Source organism: Halorientalis brevis (assembly GCF_042678165.1).
Classification (GTDB): Archaea; Halobacteriota; Halobacteria; order Halobacteriales; family Haloarculaceae; genus Halorientalis; species Halorientalis brevis.
In genome coordinates this window covers 508,209-522,023 of sequence record NZ_JBHUDJ010000001.1, presented here as the reverse complement: position 1 = coordinate 522,023, position 13,815 = coordinate 508,209, and the positions used below count along the sequence as shown (strand labels likewise).

General features: G+C 64.8%; 18 protein-coding genes and 1 tRNA gene. 13 read left to right on the top strand and 6 right to left on the bottom strand.

All coding sequences use genetic code 11. From position 1 onward, the window contains the following. Nucleotides 1-94: 94 nt before the first annotated feature. Nucleotides 95-1,603 (bottom strand): phosphoenolpyruvate carboxykinase (ATP), encoded by a 1,509-nt coding sequence (locus ACFR9U_RS02705; RefSeq protein WP_247376944.1) that lies wholly within the window; start codon nt 1,601-1,603, stop codon nt 95-97. A 158-nt stretch (nt 1,604-1,761) separates the two neighbouring features. Between ACFR9U_RS02705 and ACFR9U_RS02700 the strand changes: the two genes are divergently transcribed. After that, nucleotides 1,762-2,379 carry a hypothetical protein gene (locus ACFR9U_RS02700; protein ID WP_247376947.1) on the top strand — a complete coding sequence of 206 codons (618 nt, stop codon included), beginning with the start codon at nt 1,762-1,764 and terminating at the stop codon, nt 2,377-2,379. 101 nt (nt 2,380-2,480) lie between these two features. Next, entirely contained in the window at nt 2,481-3,077 is a 597-nt protein-coding gene (trmY, locus tag ACFR9U_RS02695; protein ID WP_247376949.1) for a tRNA (pseudouridine(54)-N(1))-methyltransferase TrmY, read from the top strand. A gap of 46 nt (nt 3,078-3,123) precedes the next feature. Here trmY and ACFR9U_RS02690 read toward each other — a convergent pair whose 3' ends face one another. Continuing rightward, nucleotides 3,124-3,348, bottom strand: coding sequence for an antitoxin VapB family protein (locus tag ACFR9U_RS02690; RefSeq protein ID WP_247376950.1), 225 nt, complete (start codon nt 3,346-3,348; stop codon nt 3,124-3,126). Nucleotides 3,349-3,461: 113 nt separating this feature from the next. Beyond that, nucleotides 3,462-3,935: a GDP-mannose mannosyl hydrolase gene (locus ACFR9U_RS02685; RefSeq protein WP_247376952.1), complete on the bottom strand. Its 474-nt coding sequence runs from the start codon at nt 3,933-3,935 to the stop codon at nt 3,462-3,464. A 138-nt stretch (nt 3,936-4,073) separates the two neighbouring features. Here ACFR9U_RS02685 and ACFR9U_RS02680 point away from each other — a divergent pair, with 138 nt between their 5' ends. After that, nucleotides 4,074-4,232 (top strand): hypothetical protein, encoded by a 159-nt coding sequence (locus ACFR9U_RS02680; RefSeq protein ID WP_247376954.1) that lies wholly within the window; start codon nt 4,074-4,076, stop codon nt 4,230-4,232. Nucleotides 4,233-4,661: 429 nt separating this feature from the next. Here the strand turns inward: ACFR9U_RS02680 and ACFR9U_RS02675 are convergent, their stop codons facing one another. Further along, the gene (locus tag ACFR9U_RS02675) at nt 4,662-5,099 is read right to left on the bottom strand and encodes a BlaI/MecI/CopY family transcriptional regulator (RefSeq protein ID WP_247376956.1); all 438 of its coding nucleotides are present in this window, start codon (nt 5,097-5,099) and stop codon (nt 4,662-4,664) included. Nucleotides 5,100-5,216: 117 nt separating this feature from the next. Further along, nucleotides 5,217-5,729, bottom strand: a complete 513-nt coding sequence (locus tag ACFR9U_RS02670; protein WP_247376958.1) for a metallophosphoesterase — start codon at nt 5,727-5,729, stop codon at nt 5,217-5,219. 120 nt (nt 5,730-5,849) lie between these two features. Here ACFR9U_RS02670 and ACFR9U_RS02665 point away from each other — a divergent pair, with 120 nt between their 5' ends. From ACFR9U_RS02665 to ACFR9U_RS02645, 5 genes are all read left to right on the top strand, one after another. Continuing rightward, entirely contained in the window at nt 5,850-6,644 is a 795-nt protein-coding gene (locus ACFR9U_RS02665; protein WP_247376960.1) for an ABC transporter ATP-binding protein, read from the top strand. Further along, nucleotides 6,637-8,382 carry a hypothetical protein gene (locus ACFR9U_RS02660; protein ID WP_247376962.1) on the top strand — a complete coding sequence of 582 codons (1,746 nt, stop codon included), beginning with the start codon at nt 6,637-6,639 and terminating at the stop codon, nt 8,380-8,382. The genes ACFR9U_RS02665 and ACFR9U_RS02660 overlap by 8 nt, the downstream gene beginning before the upstream one ends. 72 nt (nt 8,383-8,454) lie before the next feature. Then, a tRNA-Pro gene (locus ACFR9U_RS02655) sits at nt 8,455-8,527 on the top strand. Between the two features lie 381 nt (nt 8,528-8,908). Further along, on the top strand, nt 8,909-9,106 hold the full coding sequence (locus tag ACFR9U_RS02650) for a DUF7557 family protein (RefSeq protein ID WP_247376965.1): 198 nt from the start codon (nt 8,909-8,911) through the stop codon (nt 9,104-9,106). Next, nucleotides 9,107-9,499: a PIN domain-containing protein gene (locus ACFR9U_RS02645; protein ID WP_247376966.1), complete on the top strand. Its 393-nt coding sequence runs from the start codon at nt 9,107-9,109 to the stop codon at nt 9,497-9,499. 42 nt (nt 9,500-9,541) lie between these two features. Here ACFR9U_RS02645 and ACFR9U_RS02640 read toward each other — a convergent pair whose 3' ends face one another. Continuing rightward, nucleotides 9,542-9,802, bottom strand: coding sequence for a hypothetical protein (locus ACFR9U_RS02640; RefSeq protein WP_247376968.1), 261 nt, complete (start codon nt 9,800-9,802; stop codon nt 9,542-9,544). A 132-nt stretch (nt 9,803-9,934) separates the two neighbouring features. Here ACFR9U_RS02640 and ACFR9U_RS02635 point away from each other — a divergent pair, with 132 nt between their 5' ends. The 5 genes from ACFR9U_RS02635 (at nt 9,935) to ACFR9U_RS02615 (ending at nt 13,795) form a co-directional block, all read left to right on the top strand. After that, nucleotides 9,935-10,315 (top strand): cupin domain-containing protein, encoded by a 381-nt coding sequence (locus tag ACFR9U_RS02635; protein ID WP_247376970.1) that lies wholly within the window; start codon nt 9,935-9,937, stop codon nt 10,313-10,315. A 95-nt stretch (nt 10,316-10,410) separates the two neighbouring features. Beyond that, nucleotides 10,411-11,010, top strand: coding sequence for an NUDIX hydrolase (locus tag ACFR9U_RS02630; RefSeq protein ID WP_247376972.1), 600 nt, complete (start codon nt 10,411-10,413; stop codon nt 11,008-11,010). A 45-nt stretch (nt 11,011-11,055) separates the two neighbouring features. Beyond that, entirely contained in the window at nt 11,056-12,540 is a 1,485-nt protein-coding gene (gene tgtA / locus ACFR9U_RS02625; protein WP_247376974.1) for a tRNA guanosine(15) transglycosylase TgtA, read from the top strand. Nucleotides 12,541-12,585: 45 nt separating this feature from the next. After that, on the top strand, nt 12,586-12,849 hold the full coding sequence (locus ACFR9U_RS02620) for a hypothetical protein (RefSeq protein ID WP_247376975.1): 264 nt from the start codon (nt 12,586-12,588) through the stop codon (nt 12,847-12,849). Between the two features lie 115 nt (nt 12,850-12,964). Next, nucleotides 12,965-13,795 carry a hypothetical protein gene (locus ACFR9U_RS02615; protein ID WP_247376977.1) on the top strand — a complete coding sequence of 277 codons (831 nt, stop codon included), beginning with the start codon at nt 12,965-12,967 and terminating at the stop codon, nt 13,793-13,795. Nucleotides 13,796-13,815 lie beyond the last annotated feature (20 nt).

Here is a 13,815-nt window from a genome sequence, read left to right as displayed (position 1 = left end):
GCACCGGCCTGAAGCGAATAAAGCCATCGACAAGTCCGTTTGCGAACACTCCGTCAGGCCAGCCGTAACAAAAACCAGTACGTTTCTGAGAGCCTCAGTAGACGGCGTCGCGGATCTCCGCGGCCAGATCCTCGAACTGCGCGAGGTACTCACGGCGCTCTTCGCGAAGCGCAGCCAGCCGCTCTTCGTGGTTCGGGAGGTTCGACGCCACGTCGAAGTCCTCGACGTCCATGTCGGGAACCTCGCTGGGCACCGTCAGGCCGGTCGCGTCGTCGCCGTCCCACTCGACGGTCTCGCGGGAGATCGCACGAAGCAGCGAGACGGTGTCCTCGACGCCGACGTCTTTCTCGCCGACCGTGCCGGTGTTCAGGACGAAGCAGTCCACGTCGAGATCGTCGATGAGGTCGCGGAAGCGGTTGCCTTCCTCGCCCTTCGAGCCCATGATGAAGGGGTTCGTACCGACGACGCGGATGGATTCGCCGGCGGCCGACGGGTCGCCCGCGCTGGTCTGGACGGACTCGCCGAGCATGAACGCGGCGGCGGCCTCGTCGGGGTCCAGTTTCGCGACCGGCGGCATCGCCGGGTTGCGCGTGATGAAGAACACCTGGTCGACGTCCGGGAGGTCGATGTCCTCGCCGGCGGAAGCGAGTTCCGAGCGCTGGATGACCGCGCGGCCGTTCGTGGTGTATCTGTCGCTGTGGAAGTCGACGGTGCCGTCGTCGGCGACGTCGACGTTCTCGATGACGGCAGACTCGTCGGTGGCGGCGTCGTAGAGGCCGGGCTGTTCCTCGCGTTCGAGGCCGATGGTCTTGATGAACAGACCCTGGCCCTCGCTGCCGGCGACGCTCCCGTCGGGGAGCAGCGCACAGACGTCGTCCTGGAGCATCGTCGCGTCCTCGGGGTCGTCGAGCCAGAGACCGTGCGCGGTCAGCGTGGACTTCCCGGTGCCCGAAAGGCCGAGGAACAGCTGGCCGACGGTCTCCATCTCGCCGTCGCGTTCGAGTTCGACGCGCTTGCTGCCGGCGTGAAGGCCGAGGCCGCCCTGCTGTTTCGCGTAGTACATGTGCAGGCGGAGGAAGGACTTCTTGGCCTCACCGGTATAATCGCTGCCCAGCACTGCGGTGAAGCCTTCGTCGGGCAAGATGCGGACAGCCGTCTCGTCCCACTCGGGGACCTGGACGGTGTAGAAGTCGGGTTCGCGGTCGGGGTCGTCGACCGGCTCGAACAGCTTCGCCCACGCGAGCGCGATGCGCCCGTACTCTTTGGGCACGTAGTACCGGCAGACGTAGGCGTGCTCGTCGTGGCGCCCCATCTGACGGTCCAGACAGACCATCTCGTTGTTTTCGACGAACGTGACGGCGTCCTCGAAGTGCGCCAGGTCGTCGTCGTCGAAGTCGTGGTCGATCGCGTTTTTCGTCTTGTCCGCGTTACGCGAGCGCTCCTCGCTCACGTAGGACGGCGAGCCGAACTCCGTGGTCGTCTCCAGGTGCTCGGAGAACGAACGAAGCTCCTCGAACGATGGGTTGTAAACGACGTTGTCGGCTGTTTCAGGATCGGGCAATACTGTCGCCGGCTCCCGGACCGCGATACCGGACTCGGACATTACGAGATACTCCACGGGACGGATAAATAAAGCCGCGTTTTTTGCCGCCAGTATGGTAATGTATGGCGTCTAGCGTGGTTCAACTGTTGTATTAGTTACCGGATACTCGTCTGACGTGGCCCTCACGAATTAAGTAGCGTCAGTGAAACAGACCCAGTATGGGAAAAGAGACGGTGCGGTATCCGGACGCGCTCGTGGCTCGCATCGAGGAGTTGGTCGCCGACTCCGACGTGTTCGAGTCCAAGTCCGAACTCCACCGTTTCGCCTCCGACTTCTTCCTCTGCGTGCTCGATTCAGACCACGATCCGTCAGTGCTGGGCTACGAGGACATCCTGGCCGACCTCGAAGACGAGAGCGGCGTATCGCTCCAGCCCGACGACGTGGCGACGAGCGACGGCGACGTCCCGTTCCTGGAGTCGTACCTCCAGGTTCGGCGTTACCTGCTCCACGGCGAGGTCGACGACGCACGCGCGTACGTCACCGAGACGTACGACATCACCGACCGCGAGGCGCTCTTGCTCGACGAACTCATCGGTCGCCACCGGCAGGACGCGACCGACGCCCGCCCGACGGAGCGAGGTTTCCAACCCCCGGTCGCCGACGGTCAGTCCCGGACCAACGGCAAGTCGCCGCCGTCGACGCAGAACGGGTCGACTCCCGACGCCGGGGCGCAGAGTGCTGATGCGATCGACGCGTCGGAGTCCGAACCGGAGGTCATCGTCCCCGACGACGCCGACGGTGACGGTGATCGGGAGTCCCCCGAAACCCGTCGCTGACTCTGTCTCCCGACGCTCGTGTCGTTCGACCAGCCGCTGCTGCGGACGTGACGCAGTGGTGTAAACGAGGCGTTCAAGAACCTCGCCACGCACCACTCGGTATGCGCCAGTTCATCGTGCTCGGCCACGACGTCCCCACGACGCCGGACTTTCCCCTCGACGCACTCCCCAGCGAAGCCGGCCGCCTCGACGTGCTCTGTCGGTGCGTCAACTCGGCGTTTTTCCTCTCCCACGACCTCCGTGACGACGTTCGCGTCTCGCTCGTCCTCCAGGACGACGTGACAATCACCTTCGAAGGCAGCGACTTGCATCGGCTCAACCCAGACGAGCGCAGCACGGCTGCACTGGTTCGCAAGGCGCTCGAACACAAAGACGAGGCCATCGGTCACATGGCGGCCGAGAGCAGTCCGGGGGTCTCAATCTCCCGGAAGGACTTCGCGACGACGCTGTCGGAGGCCGCCGACGGCGGGACCGTCGTCCAACTCCACCAGGACGGCGATCCGATCGTCGAGCGCGAACCCCCAGCGAATCCGGTGTTCGTGCTCTCGGACCACCACGACTTCACCGACGAGGAGGCTGCGCTCCTCTCCGAGCAAGCTGACGCCCGCGTCTCACTGTCGCCGCGGGCGCTCCACGCCGACCATGCGATCACGGTCGCACACAACTACCTGGATACGGACGGGTTCTCCGAGTACTGAGAGCAACGTCCAAACTCCCACAGCAAGGATTTGCCGAGCAACTGTCTCACTGGCGCTGCGTGTGCTCTTCGAGCGATTCGTTTAGTTCCTCGCGTGTCTGTCTCATGTGTTCCTCGATCCCTTCGTCCGCAAACCCTCCCATCTCGTGGACGTCCTCCTCAGTGTGGCTTACTGCGAGTCGATCGAGCAACTCGTCGAAGGTTTCGTCCTCCCGCTTGATCGCTTCGAGTTTCCGTTTCGTCTCCTCGGAGATCCGAATTGACGTACTCATGTGGACATTTCGTATGCAGCCAGTTGTTATAGCTTGCGCTGGCCGCTGACCGCGGGTTTGAGCATTTCTACAGACACTCTGGCGTATCCCGCGGCTGTTTGTTCTCCACTCGCTCACTCTCTGGCTGGCATGATCCCTGCATCAACGAGATACGCCTCGACGTACGGATGGAGGGCCAGTTCCTCGAACGGGTTCTCGAAGACGTTGAGTTCGGAGTGCTGGTCGTCGGGTTCTAACGTCTCCTCGCCGGCCGGCCGAACGTGGTAGCCGATCGGGACGTAGTGTTTGCCCTCCGCCTCTTCCACGTCGGCGACGTCGTAGAAGTGTTCGTAGACGCCCAGTTGGCGCTCGACCGTCACTGACATGCCCAACTCGTCCGCTGCGATCCGGTGGACTGCGTCGGTGAGTTGCTCGTGTTTTCGAACTGTGCCGCCGGGGACGAACCACTCGCCCTTCGCGGGTTCGTTCTCCCGTTTCCCGAGGACGACACCATTCTCGGTTTCGACGACGAGGTCGACCGACACCAGCGGGACGTTCCGGACGACGGTCTCCCACTCGTCGTCCGGGACCGGCTTGTCTTCCGCCATACTATCGCTGCGCGTGGCCGTCACTTCGAGGTTGCCATCTCCCGTGAACCGTCGACCTGTGACTAACATTAACTTCCCTGTTAATTATAGACCGTGATGTTTATGTACCCGTAGCTCATCGGATAGCGTGAAGACACAATGACCGAACGGCCTCACGAAGACACGATGGCTCCGCTCGTTCCAGAGATGCCCAAGACCCGCGTCCGCACCGACGGTGGACGCATCCTCGACGAGACGATCGGAGCCAAATTTGTAAACGACGAGGCCGACGCACCGCTCGTTCCGGACCTCTCCTGATCGGCCCCGGTTTTTCCCGACTATCTTCGCCGGTGAGCCACACAGCTGTGGCTCGTTATCTTACCGCCAAGTAGTCGCCACTCAACTCCGCATCATCTTGTAGATTGACTGTGCCACCAGTTTCATCCCGTCGGCGGTGAGTTGACCCATCGGTTCAGACTCGTCGATCGTCCCTAGCGGGATCGTGTACAGTGCCCACGGCAAGACGTAGGTCTTCTTGTGGAAATCGAGCCCCGTCTATGTACTCGTTCGCAAGGTGTGGAGTGTGGTACTCGTATCTCTCTTCGGCGTTGGAACCGAGACAGACTATCGTACTCTCCTCGTGTCCATACGGGCGATTTTCGGGTGAGAGAATTACGACAGGACGTGGGTTAGTGTGGACATCGAATGGGTCGTCAGCGAAGCCGACTGTACCGCGGGGATACCGGCTCATTCGAGATCGTCTTCGAGCCCGGCCAGCTCAGTGTCGATTTCGTTTGCTGTTCTCTCTGATTCCGTAATATTTTCGAGCCGTTCTTCACGGGATCGCGTTTGCTCAGCGTCTCCCGGACTGAGTTCGTCACCTGCATACCGCGAAGTGAGATCCTCAACCTGGACGAGCCCCGTTGCGAACCGGCGGAGATCGTCACGGGATTCGAGTGCGTGATAGTACCCGTCGGTGGTCTTCCCTATGTGATCAGATTCGCAGAGACGGAGAAGCGTCGTCGTCACGCTTCCTTTCGGGATGTCGAGATTAGTATGTATTTCAGATGGTTTATATCCGAGATGTGGGTTGCTGTAGAGCAATTTGATGATCTTGGCCTTGTTCGTCCCGGGGTCGATGTCGACGCCGTCGTCTGGGTCGTGGGTACGGAGGTCTACTGGCATCGTTTTTCCCTGTATGTAGTCGTATGTAGTCGATCGTAGTACAAAAACGATTGGGTCACATTGGCCTCTTCAATGAACGGATGATAGCTGCGGTGTGCGGGTGGACGAAGTGTGAGTTCAGCCCGTTATCTCGACGAACTCGGTTTCGTCGGTTTCGGTGTCTAACACCGCGACGCTCCGGTTTTCCGCGGGGACTGTCGGGAAGTGGGCGCCCGGGTTGACGACGGTCGTCCCGTCGACGTCGCGCTGTTCGGCGACGTGGAAGTGCCCGTAGAGTACGTAGTCGTACTCGCCGGACTCGGCGCGTGCGTTGACCGTCTCGATGCCCTGGTCGCCGTGGAGCATGTGAATCCGCTTTCCGCCGAGTTCGAGCGTCGCGTAGCGGCCGTGGAGCTGGCTCTCCGGCCCTAGCCCGTCGATCGTCGTTTCGAGGCCGTCCAGTTCGCCGTCGTTGTTGCCGAGGACCCCGTGAAACGCGAAGTCGTGCCCGTCGAACGCCGCGAGCAGCGGCGGAGCGATGAAGTCGCCGCAGTGGAGAACGGTCTCGACGCCGCGGTCGGCGAACAGTTCGGCTGCGCGCTCGGCGGCGCTGTAGTTGTCGTGCGTGTCCGAAACGATGCCGACGTGCATACGCGAGGTGTCCGGACGACGGGCCAAGAATGTATGGTCGGTTCCTGGGTTGCGACGACTTTCTGACCTCGAAAACGTGGCTCTGCGCTTTTGTATGTGTCCGGAGAACAGTATCGCAACATGCCAGCGATCGAGACGACCGCCCTGACGAAACGCTATGGCGAGACGGTCGCCGTCGACGCCCTCGATCTCGCGGTTCCCGAGGGCGTGGTGTATGGCTTTCTCGGCCCGAACGGGGCCGGCAAGACCACGACGATGCGGATGCTCACCTCGCTGACGCGGCCCACGAGCGGCACGGCCAGCGTCGCGGGCGTTTCGGTGACCGACCGCGAGCGACTCATCCAGCGCGTCGGCTACCTCCCCGAGGAACCGCCGCTGTACAACGAACTCACCGCGCGCGAGCAGTTGACCTACGTCGCCGGCCTCCGTGACCTCCCGTCCGGCCACGCCGAGGAACGCATCGAGGACCTGCTCGCGCGCCTGGACCTGGCCGACGACGCCGACCGGCGCATCGACACCTACTCGAAGGGGATGCGCCAGAAGACGGCGTTCATCCAGTCGCTGCTGCACGACCCGGACGTGCTCTTCCTCGACGAACCGACGAGCGGGCTCGACCCGCGCGCCGCACGCACGATCCGGACCATGATCGACGGCCTCGCGGACGAGGGCGCGACCATCTTCCTCTCGACGCACATCCTTCCCGTGGTCGACGAGCACGCCGACACCGTCGGCGTCCTTTCTGACGGCCGCCTCGTCGCCGAGGGGCCACCGGCCGATCTCAAACGGCAGGCCGAAGCGGGTGTGACGGAGGGGACGGGGCGGACGCTCGAAGACGTGTTCCTCGACGTGACGAGCGAGGACCCCGCGACCGAGGACGGGGCAGCGGTCGCCACCGAGGGGTCGACGGATGCCTGAACCCGGCTGGCCGACCCACGGCCTCGCGATCGGTCGCCAGGAGTTCCGGCGCACGCTCCGGGGGCTTCGGTCCGACAGGACGCGACTGCTGTTCCTGGGGATCGGCGGTGCGTTCGTCTCGCTGTTCGTGCTGTTCGGCGCGTGGCTCGTCCTCCGGTTCGCGAGCGGTCTCTCCTCGTTCCCGCTCACGAACGAGATACGGGGCACGTTCGGCCTCCAGTGGCTGTTCGCGACGTTCATCTTCGCCCAACGAGCGGGGTCGCGCCACGACCGCATCGACAACGAGTCGCTGATGCTGATGACCGTCTCTGTCCGATCGGTCCTCGTGGGGCTGCTCAGCGCCGAGTTCCTGCGTGCGGCCGCCTACGTGGCGCTCCCGGTGGCGCTGGTCGGCGGCGCGTTCGTCTACGCGACCGCCTCGCCGCTCACCGCGCCGTTCCTCCTGCTCGCGGCCGTGCTCTTCGTGCTCTCGGCGCTCGTGTTCGGCGCCGCCATCGGCCTCGCTGCGAAGTTGCTGGTCGCCCGCGTTCGATTCGTCGCTCGCTACAAGTCCGTGCTCGCCGGCGTCGCCGTCGTCGGGTTCGTCGGCGCCTACGTCGCGCTCCAGAACTTCGGCGACGGCGGGTTCACGTCGCTCCTCGGGTACCTCCCCGTGAGTTGGCTGGTCGACCTCGCAGTCGTGGGCTCGCCGATCGTGGGGTCACCGGTCCGGGCGGCCGTCGCGGGCGGTGCTGCGGTGGCCTGGATTCTCGGCTGGGGGCTCGTGCTCGACCGCATCGCGACCGCGCTCTGGTTCGGCGACACCGTCGAACACGAGGTCGCGCAGGCGAAGGCGCGGACCGACACCGGGAGCGCGGCGGATCCGCTCGCTGCTGCGGCCCGTCCCGTCGCATTCCCGTCGCTGAGCCAGCCCACCCTGCGAGTGGCTCAGCGGTCAGTGGTCGTCGCCCGCCGGAACCCGGCGCGGCTCACGTTCGTCTTCCTGCCGGTCGTCTTCCTCGGCTCGATGCTCGTCAACGTCGCCCGGTTCGGGTCGCTGTTCGCCGTCCTGCCGCCCGTGCTCGCGCTCACCGTTCCGTGGCTGGCCGGCGCGGCGTTCGGGCTCAATCCCCTCGGTGACGAGGGACCCGTGCTGCCCGCGACGCTCACCTCGCTCGCGTCCGGTCGCCAGTTCGCGCTGGGGCTGGCCCTCCCCGGATTGCTTCTCGGACTCCCGCTCGGCCTCGTCGGGACTGTGGGGTCCGGAACGTACGGCCCGTACACGCCCGTCGAGGTCGGCCTGCTGGTCGCGATCGTGACCGTGCTCTCGCTGCTGGCCGTCACGGCTGCTCCCGCCGTCGGCATGCTCTTCCCGCGGTTCGACTCGGTACGCGTCGGGAGCGACCGCGAGGTGGTCCCGCCGAGTCTGAGCGCCATCGTGATCTACTCGCTCGCGCTCGCGGGTCCCGGTGCCGTCGCGGTCGGGTCGGCGCTGGCCCCCGGCGCCACGAAGCAGGCCTTCGCGTTGCTGATCGGGGGACTGCTCGCGCTCCCGTTCGGCTTGCTGGCCAGCGAAGGAGTGGGCGTCGCTGGCGACGTGGCGACGGCGCTGCAGGGCGTCGGTGCCGACGTCGCCGGAATCCCGACCGAGTGGGTCCACTGGGGCGGGTTCGCGGTGCCGTTGCTGGTCGCGCTGGTTCTCTGTTGGTGGTCGTTTCGGGCCGTCGGCCGGCGGTACGAGCAGTACGCGATCGAGTGAGCGGCGCGGGAGCTGACTGCGACTTCGCAACGGTTAAAACTGGGCCGGCCTTTCCTTCGGTTGCTACCGTGCGGGCCGGTGGGGTAGCTTGGTATCCTTCGGCCTTCGGGTGGCCGTAACCGCAGTTCGAATCTGCGCCGGCCCATTTTTCCGCGACGACTCGACGCCGAGCGACAGCGAGGCGTCGCGGAGGAGCGTGAAAAACTGCAGCCGAAGCAGATTCGAAGTAGACCAGAGGCAAGCCCGCGCAGCGTAGCGAGCAGGTACCTCTGGGCGTGGTTCGACTATCTGCGCCGGCCCACTTCTCCCGCAACGCAACCACGAGAAGCGACAGCGACGCGTGTCCGTTGTGGGGAATGGGCCACGGAGATTCGAGCCAGTCAGTCGCGCGCAGCGAAGCGAGCACGTCTGACGCGGTTCGACTATCTGCGCCGGCCTCACACTTCCCGCGAAACGAGACAGGCGTTTGGGGGCTGTGTAACCCACTGGGGAAAGCTACTAACCGATGAATTCAGTATGAATTAATATGAGCCGAACGTCGATCCCGGTCGATTCCTCGACGAAGGAACGACTCGACGATCTGAAACGCGACGACGAGACGTGGGACGAGTTCCTGACGCGAATTACGACCGACGAGACGCCGATCAAGAAGGGCATTCTGTCCTCTGAGGAAGCCGCACAGGCGAAAGATCGAATTCGCTCGGCGCGGGAGAACTGGGAGTAGATGGTCTTTCTCGATAGCTCTGCGATCATCGACTACATGAGCGACGACACTGCGGTCGTCGAGTATCTCGACGGGCGTGAACCGTTCTTTACGTCTGCCGTCTGTGTCTACGAGGTACTCGACGGACTTCTGGGGGCCGGAAAGACTGACGTCGTCGAAGCACGCCGGGGCTTTGGCGGTGTGCAAACTCTCGATTTCACCGAACAGATTGCACTGGAAGCAGCGAGGCTCCAAGACGAGATGATGAACGACGGGATTCGGTTATCGACTGGAGATGCACTGATCGCGGCGACTGCCCGCTCCACCGGTGATGAACTCGTCGTTACGGATGCCGACTTCGAGACGGAGCACCTGCAGGACGTGTTGACAGTGACGAACCTCCGGAGAGAGTGACGGCAGTCGGGGAACGAACGAGTCCGCTGGTTCCTCTGATCGTTACTCTCTGCTCCCCGTCTCGAACTCCCACCCTTTCTGTAGCGGACTCTCGATCAGCGGCCAGCGCTTGCCGGAACTGGCGAGGTCGCGGGCGTGTTCGATGAACGTCTCCCACTCGACCGCACAGTGATGGTGCATGATCTCTTCGCGGGACCGGCCGCGTTTCGGGACGACCATGACGGGGTCGGCGGCGGACGTGATCGACTCGCCACACCACGGGCAGGTCTCGTCCGTGGCGCGAGGTAGATTCTCGGTGCTCATCTCGACTCGTCTCGATGCCCGCACTGCTCGTTGTAATACAGGGCTTATCCCTCGAAAGCCCCGGCATCGCCGGAAATCGGTTCGGCGCTGCCGAGGGGGCCGTTTCATTACCGCAGCCGACCTCGTCTCGATATGGGCTATCACGTGCTGGACCCCGAGGAACTGGCTGACTCGCCGGACCACTCCTGCGACCGCCGGTCGATTACTGAGGCCGCCGAACTCGCCCAACTCGCGGCCGCGGTGTACGACCTGGCGCCCGGCGAGCAGCTCGCGACCCAGTATCACTACCACGAACAGCGCGAAGAGATATTCTACGTTCTCGACGGCGAACTGTCGGTCGAGACGCCCGAGGAGACGTTCACCGTCCCGGCGGGCGAGGTGTTCGTGGCCGAACCCGAGAGTCCGATTCGGCCGTACAACCCCGCAGACGCGCCCGATCGAACCCGGGTGCTCGGCGTCGGCGCGCCGAAGTTCGACATCGGGCGGGCGTACGATCCCGACGGGGACGAGTAGGGGGACAAACTGCCAACAGGTCGTGCGTGCAAACGGGGCGCCGATTGTGCGGGGTTTGGGCGTGCTTTTGGGTGACGAGCGAGAGAGAACTGGTAATGACCGAGGGAACTGGCGATGCGACGGGACGGGACGAAACCGACGGTGGCGACGCCGAGCCGCTCGCCTGGGAGACGCTGTACGGGGAGACGGCGTACATGTGCCCGGGCTTCGACATCCAGCGCGAGCGCGTGCGCCTCCCCGACGGCACGGAGACCGACTACGACTACCTCTCCGAGAGCGAGAGCGTCGTGATCGTTCCCTTCACGCCCGACGGGGAGGTCGTCCTCATCGAGGAGTGGCGACAGGCGGTAAAGCGCGTCAACCGCGGGTTCCCGGCGGGCGGCGTCGAAGCGAGCGACGCGGACGACCTGGCGACGACCGCACGGCGCGAACTCGAAGAAGAGACGGGGTACGAGGCCGAGGCGGTCGACCACCTGACGACGGTCGAACCGGCCAACGGCATCGCGGACGCGGTCTTTCACTACTTCGTCGCCGAGGGCTGCGAACCGACGGGCGAGCAGGATCTGGATCACAACGAGAGCATCCGCGTGACGACGGCGGACTTCGCGGACCTCGAAGCCGCGGTGCGCGACGACGAGCTGCGCGACGGGCGAACGGCGCTCGGCGTGCTCTACTACGCCGCGTTCGGCGAGTAACCCGGAACGGAACCCTTAGGCGGGCACCCCCACTACGCCGGTGCAATGCGCGAGTGCTTCGAGGTCAGGGACTGGGACGCGGCCGGCCGCATCGGGGAACTCGAAGTTCCCCGAGCGGGCGTGACCGTCGAGACGCCGGCGTTGCTGCCGGTCATCAACCCCCACGTCCGGACCATCGAACCCAGCGTCCTCGAAGCGAAGTTCGGGGCGGAGATCCTCATCACGAACGCCTACAGCCTCTACGGCTCCGACGAACACCGCGAGGACGTTCTGGAGCGAGGCATCCACGACCTCTACGACTTCTCGGGTGCGATCATGACTGACTCGGGATCGTTTCAGCTCGCCGAGTACGGCACGATCGACGTCGACACCGAGGAGATCCTCCAGTTCCAGCGCGACATCGGCTCGGACATCGGGACGCCGGTGGACATCCCGACGCCGCCCGACGTTCCCCGCGAGCAGGCAGAAGAGGAACTGGCGACGACCCAGGAGCGCCTCGAACTCGCCGAAACCGTCGACACGGGCGACATGCTCGTCAACGGTCCCATCCAGGGGTCGACCTATCCCGATCTCAGGGAGGCGGCGGCCGACCACGCCGACGGGACGGACCTGGACGTCTTCCCGGTGGGTGCGGTCGTTCCGCTGCTGAATAACTATCGGTACGCAGACATGATCGACCTGGTCGCGGCCGCAAAGCGGGGCCTCGGCGAGGACGCGCCGGTCCACCTGTTCGGCGCGGGCCATCCCATGATGTTCGCGCTCGCGGTGGCGATGGGCTGTGACCTGTTCGACTCGGCGGCGTACGCCCTGTACGCCCGCGACGACCGCTACCTCACCGTCCGGGGAACTGAACACCTCGAAGACCTCGACTACTTCCCGTGTGAGTGTCCCGTCTGTGCGTCGACGACGCCCGACGAGCTGGAAGCCGAGAACGCCCGCGAGCGCGAGCGACTCCTGGCCGAACACAACCTCCACGTCACCTACGGCGAGATGCGCCGCATCAAGCAGGCGATCCGCCGGGGCAACCTACTGGAACTCGTCGAGACGCGCGCACGCGGGCACCCGACGATGCTCGACGGCTACCGCGCGCTCGTCGACCACGCCGCGCAACTGGAAGAAACAGACCCGGTCTCGAAGGACGCCTTTTTCTACCTCTCCTCGGAGAGCGCCGCGCGGCCGGAGGTGCTGCGCCACCACCAGCGACTGGAGCGGCTGAACGCCGAGGGGAACGTGCTGCTCAGCGAGGGCGACACGAACGAGGCCTACGACGAGACCTGGCGCGTCACCCCGCCCTTCGGCCCGTTCCCGCGGGACCTCTCGGACGTGTATCCGCTGAACGCGGAGGTACCCGAACGGCTGGACGTGCAGGCCTACGAACAGGCCGCCGAGGGCGTCAGTCGACTGGTCGCGGCCAATCCGGACGCGACGTTCACGCTGGCGTATCACGACTGGCCCGAGACGGCGCTGGCGGCGGTTCCCGACGAGGTGTCGGTCTACCAACTCGGCGTCGAGGACGGCGACTGGGACTGACCACAGGGTTTTGCTGGCTCGCGGGAACAACTTCGGACGACTGCTATGGACCGATCGACGCTGTTCAACGGATCTCTCGCGCTGTACGGCGCTGTCACCGTGGTCGATAGTGCGATAAGTGTGCGCGAGACTGGCTTGACACCCGTTACTGGCATCGCTGTGGTGGCGAGTGCACTCATCCTGATCGGCGGGCTGTACGGACTTCGACGACAGGACCAGGCGGGGGACGCGACTGATTCCTGGCTCGCCTATCTGATGGCGGGTGCGGTGCTGCTGTACGGTCTCGGTGTCGTGGTCGGGCAACTGTGATCGCTCGTCGCACGGGTTCGCCCGCACCGTTTTGCTGCTGGACGTGGAACGCCCGGTGCGGTCACTGATTCGCGTCGGCGTGCGCACCAGCTCCACACCCCAGGAGGCCATACTCATGACCGGATACCAACCCAGTTCTCAGCAGCGCGACCCGCGAAGCCACCAACAGTCCGTCCAGGGACAGCCCGGACAGCAGCCGTCCCAACGGCAGTTCAAACCCGTCCCGGGCCACCAACTGTCGGCACAACCGATCCAGCCGGTGCCACAGCAGCAGGGCGGTGGGCAGCCACAGGCCGCGCTCCCGCTCCAGCAATCCCAGCAGCCGGTGCAGGAACGACAGCCACGACAGGAACAGCAGTTCCAGCAGAGCCAGCAGCCACAGCCTCCACAGCAGCAGGGCCAGCGAATACAGCACTCACAGCAAGCGCCCCAGACACAGCCGGTCCAGCAGCACTCTCAGCAACAGCCCGTTCAACAACAGCCACAGCAACAGCCCGTTCAGCAGCACTCACAGCAACAGCCGATCCAGCAGCACCCACAGCAACTCTCGGGCCAGGCCCAGGTACAACAGCCCCAGCACCGACAGAGACCTGCGGAGACACACCAGGCCGGCGAACGCCAGGGGTTCCAGCAGCAACCGCAGTCACAGCAACAGCAACTCCCGCCGACGCAGATCCCCGGAACGCGCGCGCAGATCCGAGCCGTCGAGGACGGTGACGAGTACGTCCACGTCCGCATCAGGGACCCGGACGCGTTCGATACGATCCGGACGCCGGACTGGGCGGCCAACGCGGCCAGCTCGGTTCACGAGGACAGCGAGGTCAGGACTGGCAAGCTGAAAGGGAGCGACGAGTGGAGCATCGAGAGCGTCCTGCTCAAGAAGCCGGTCGACGCGGACACGGCCGTCGATGCGGCGATGCGCATCGTCCAGAAGATCGAGAGCTGACGGGACGCTGTGGCCCCGTC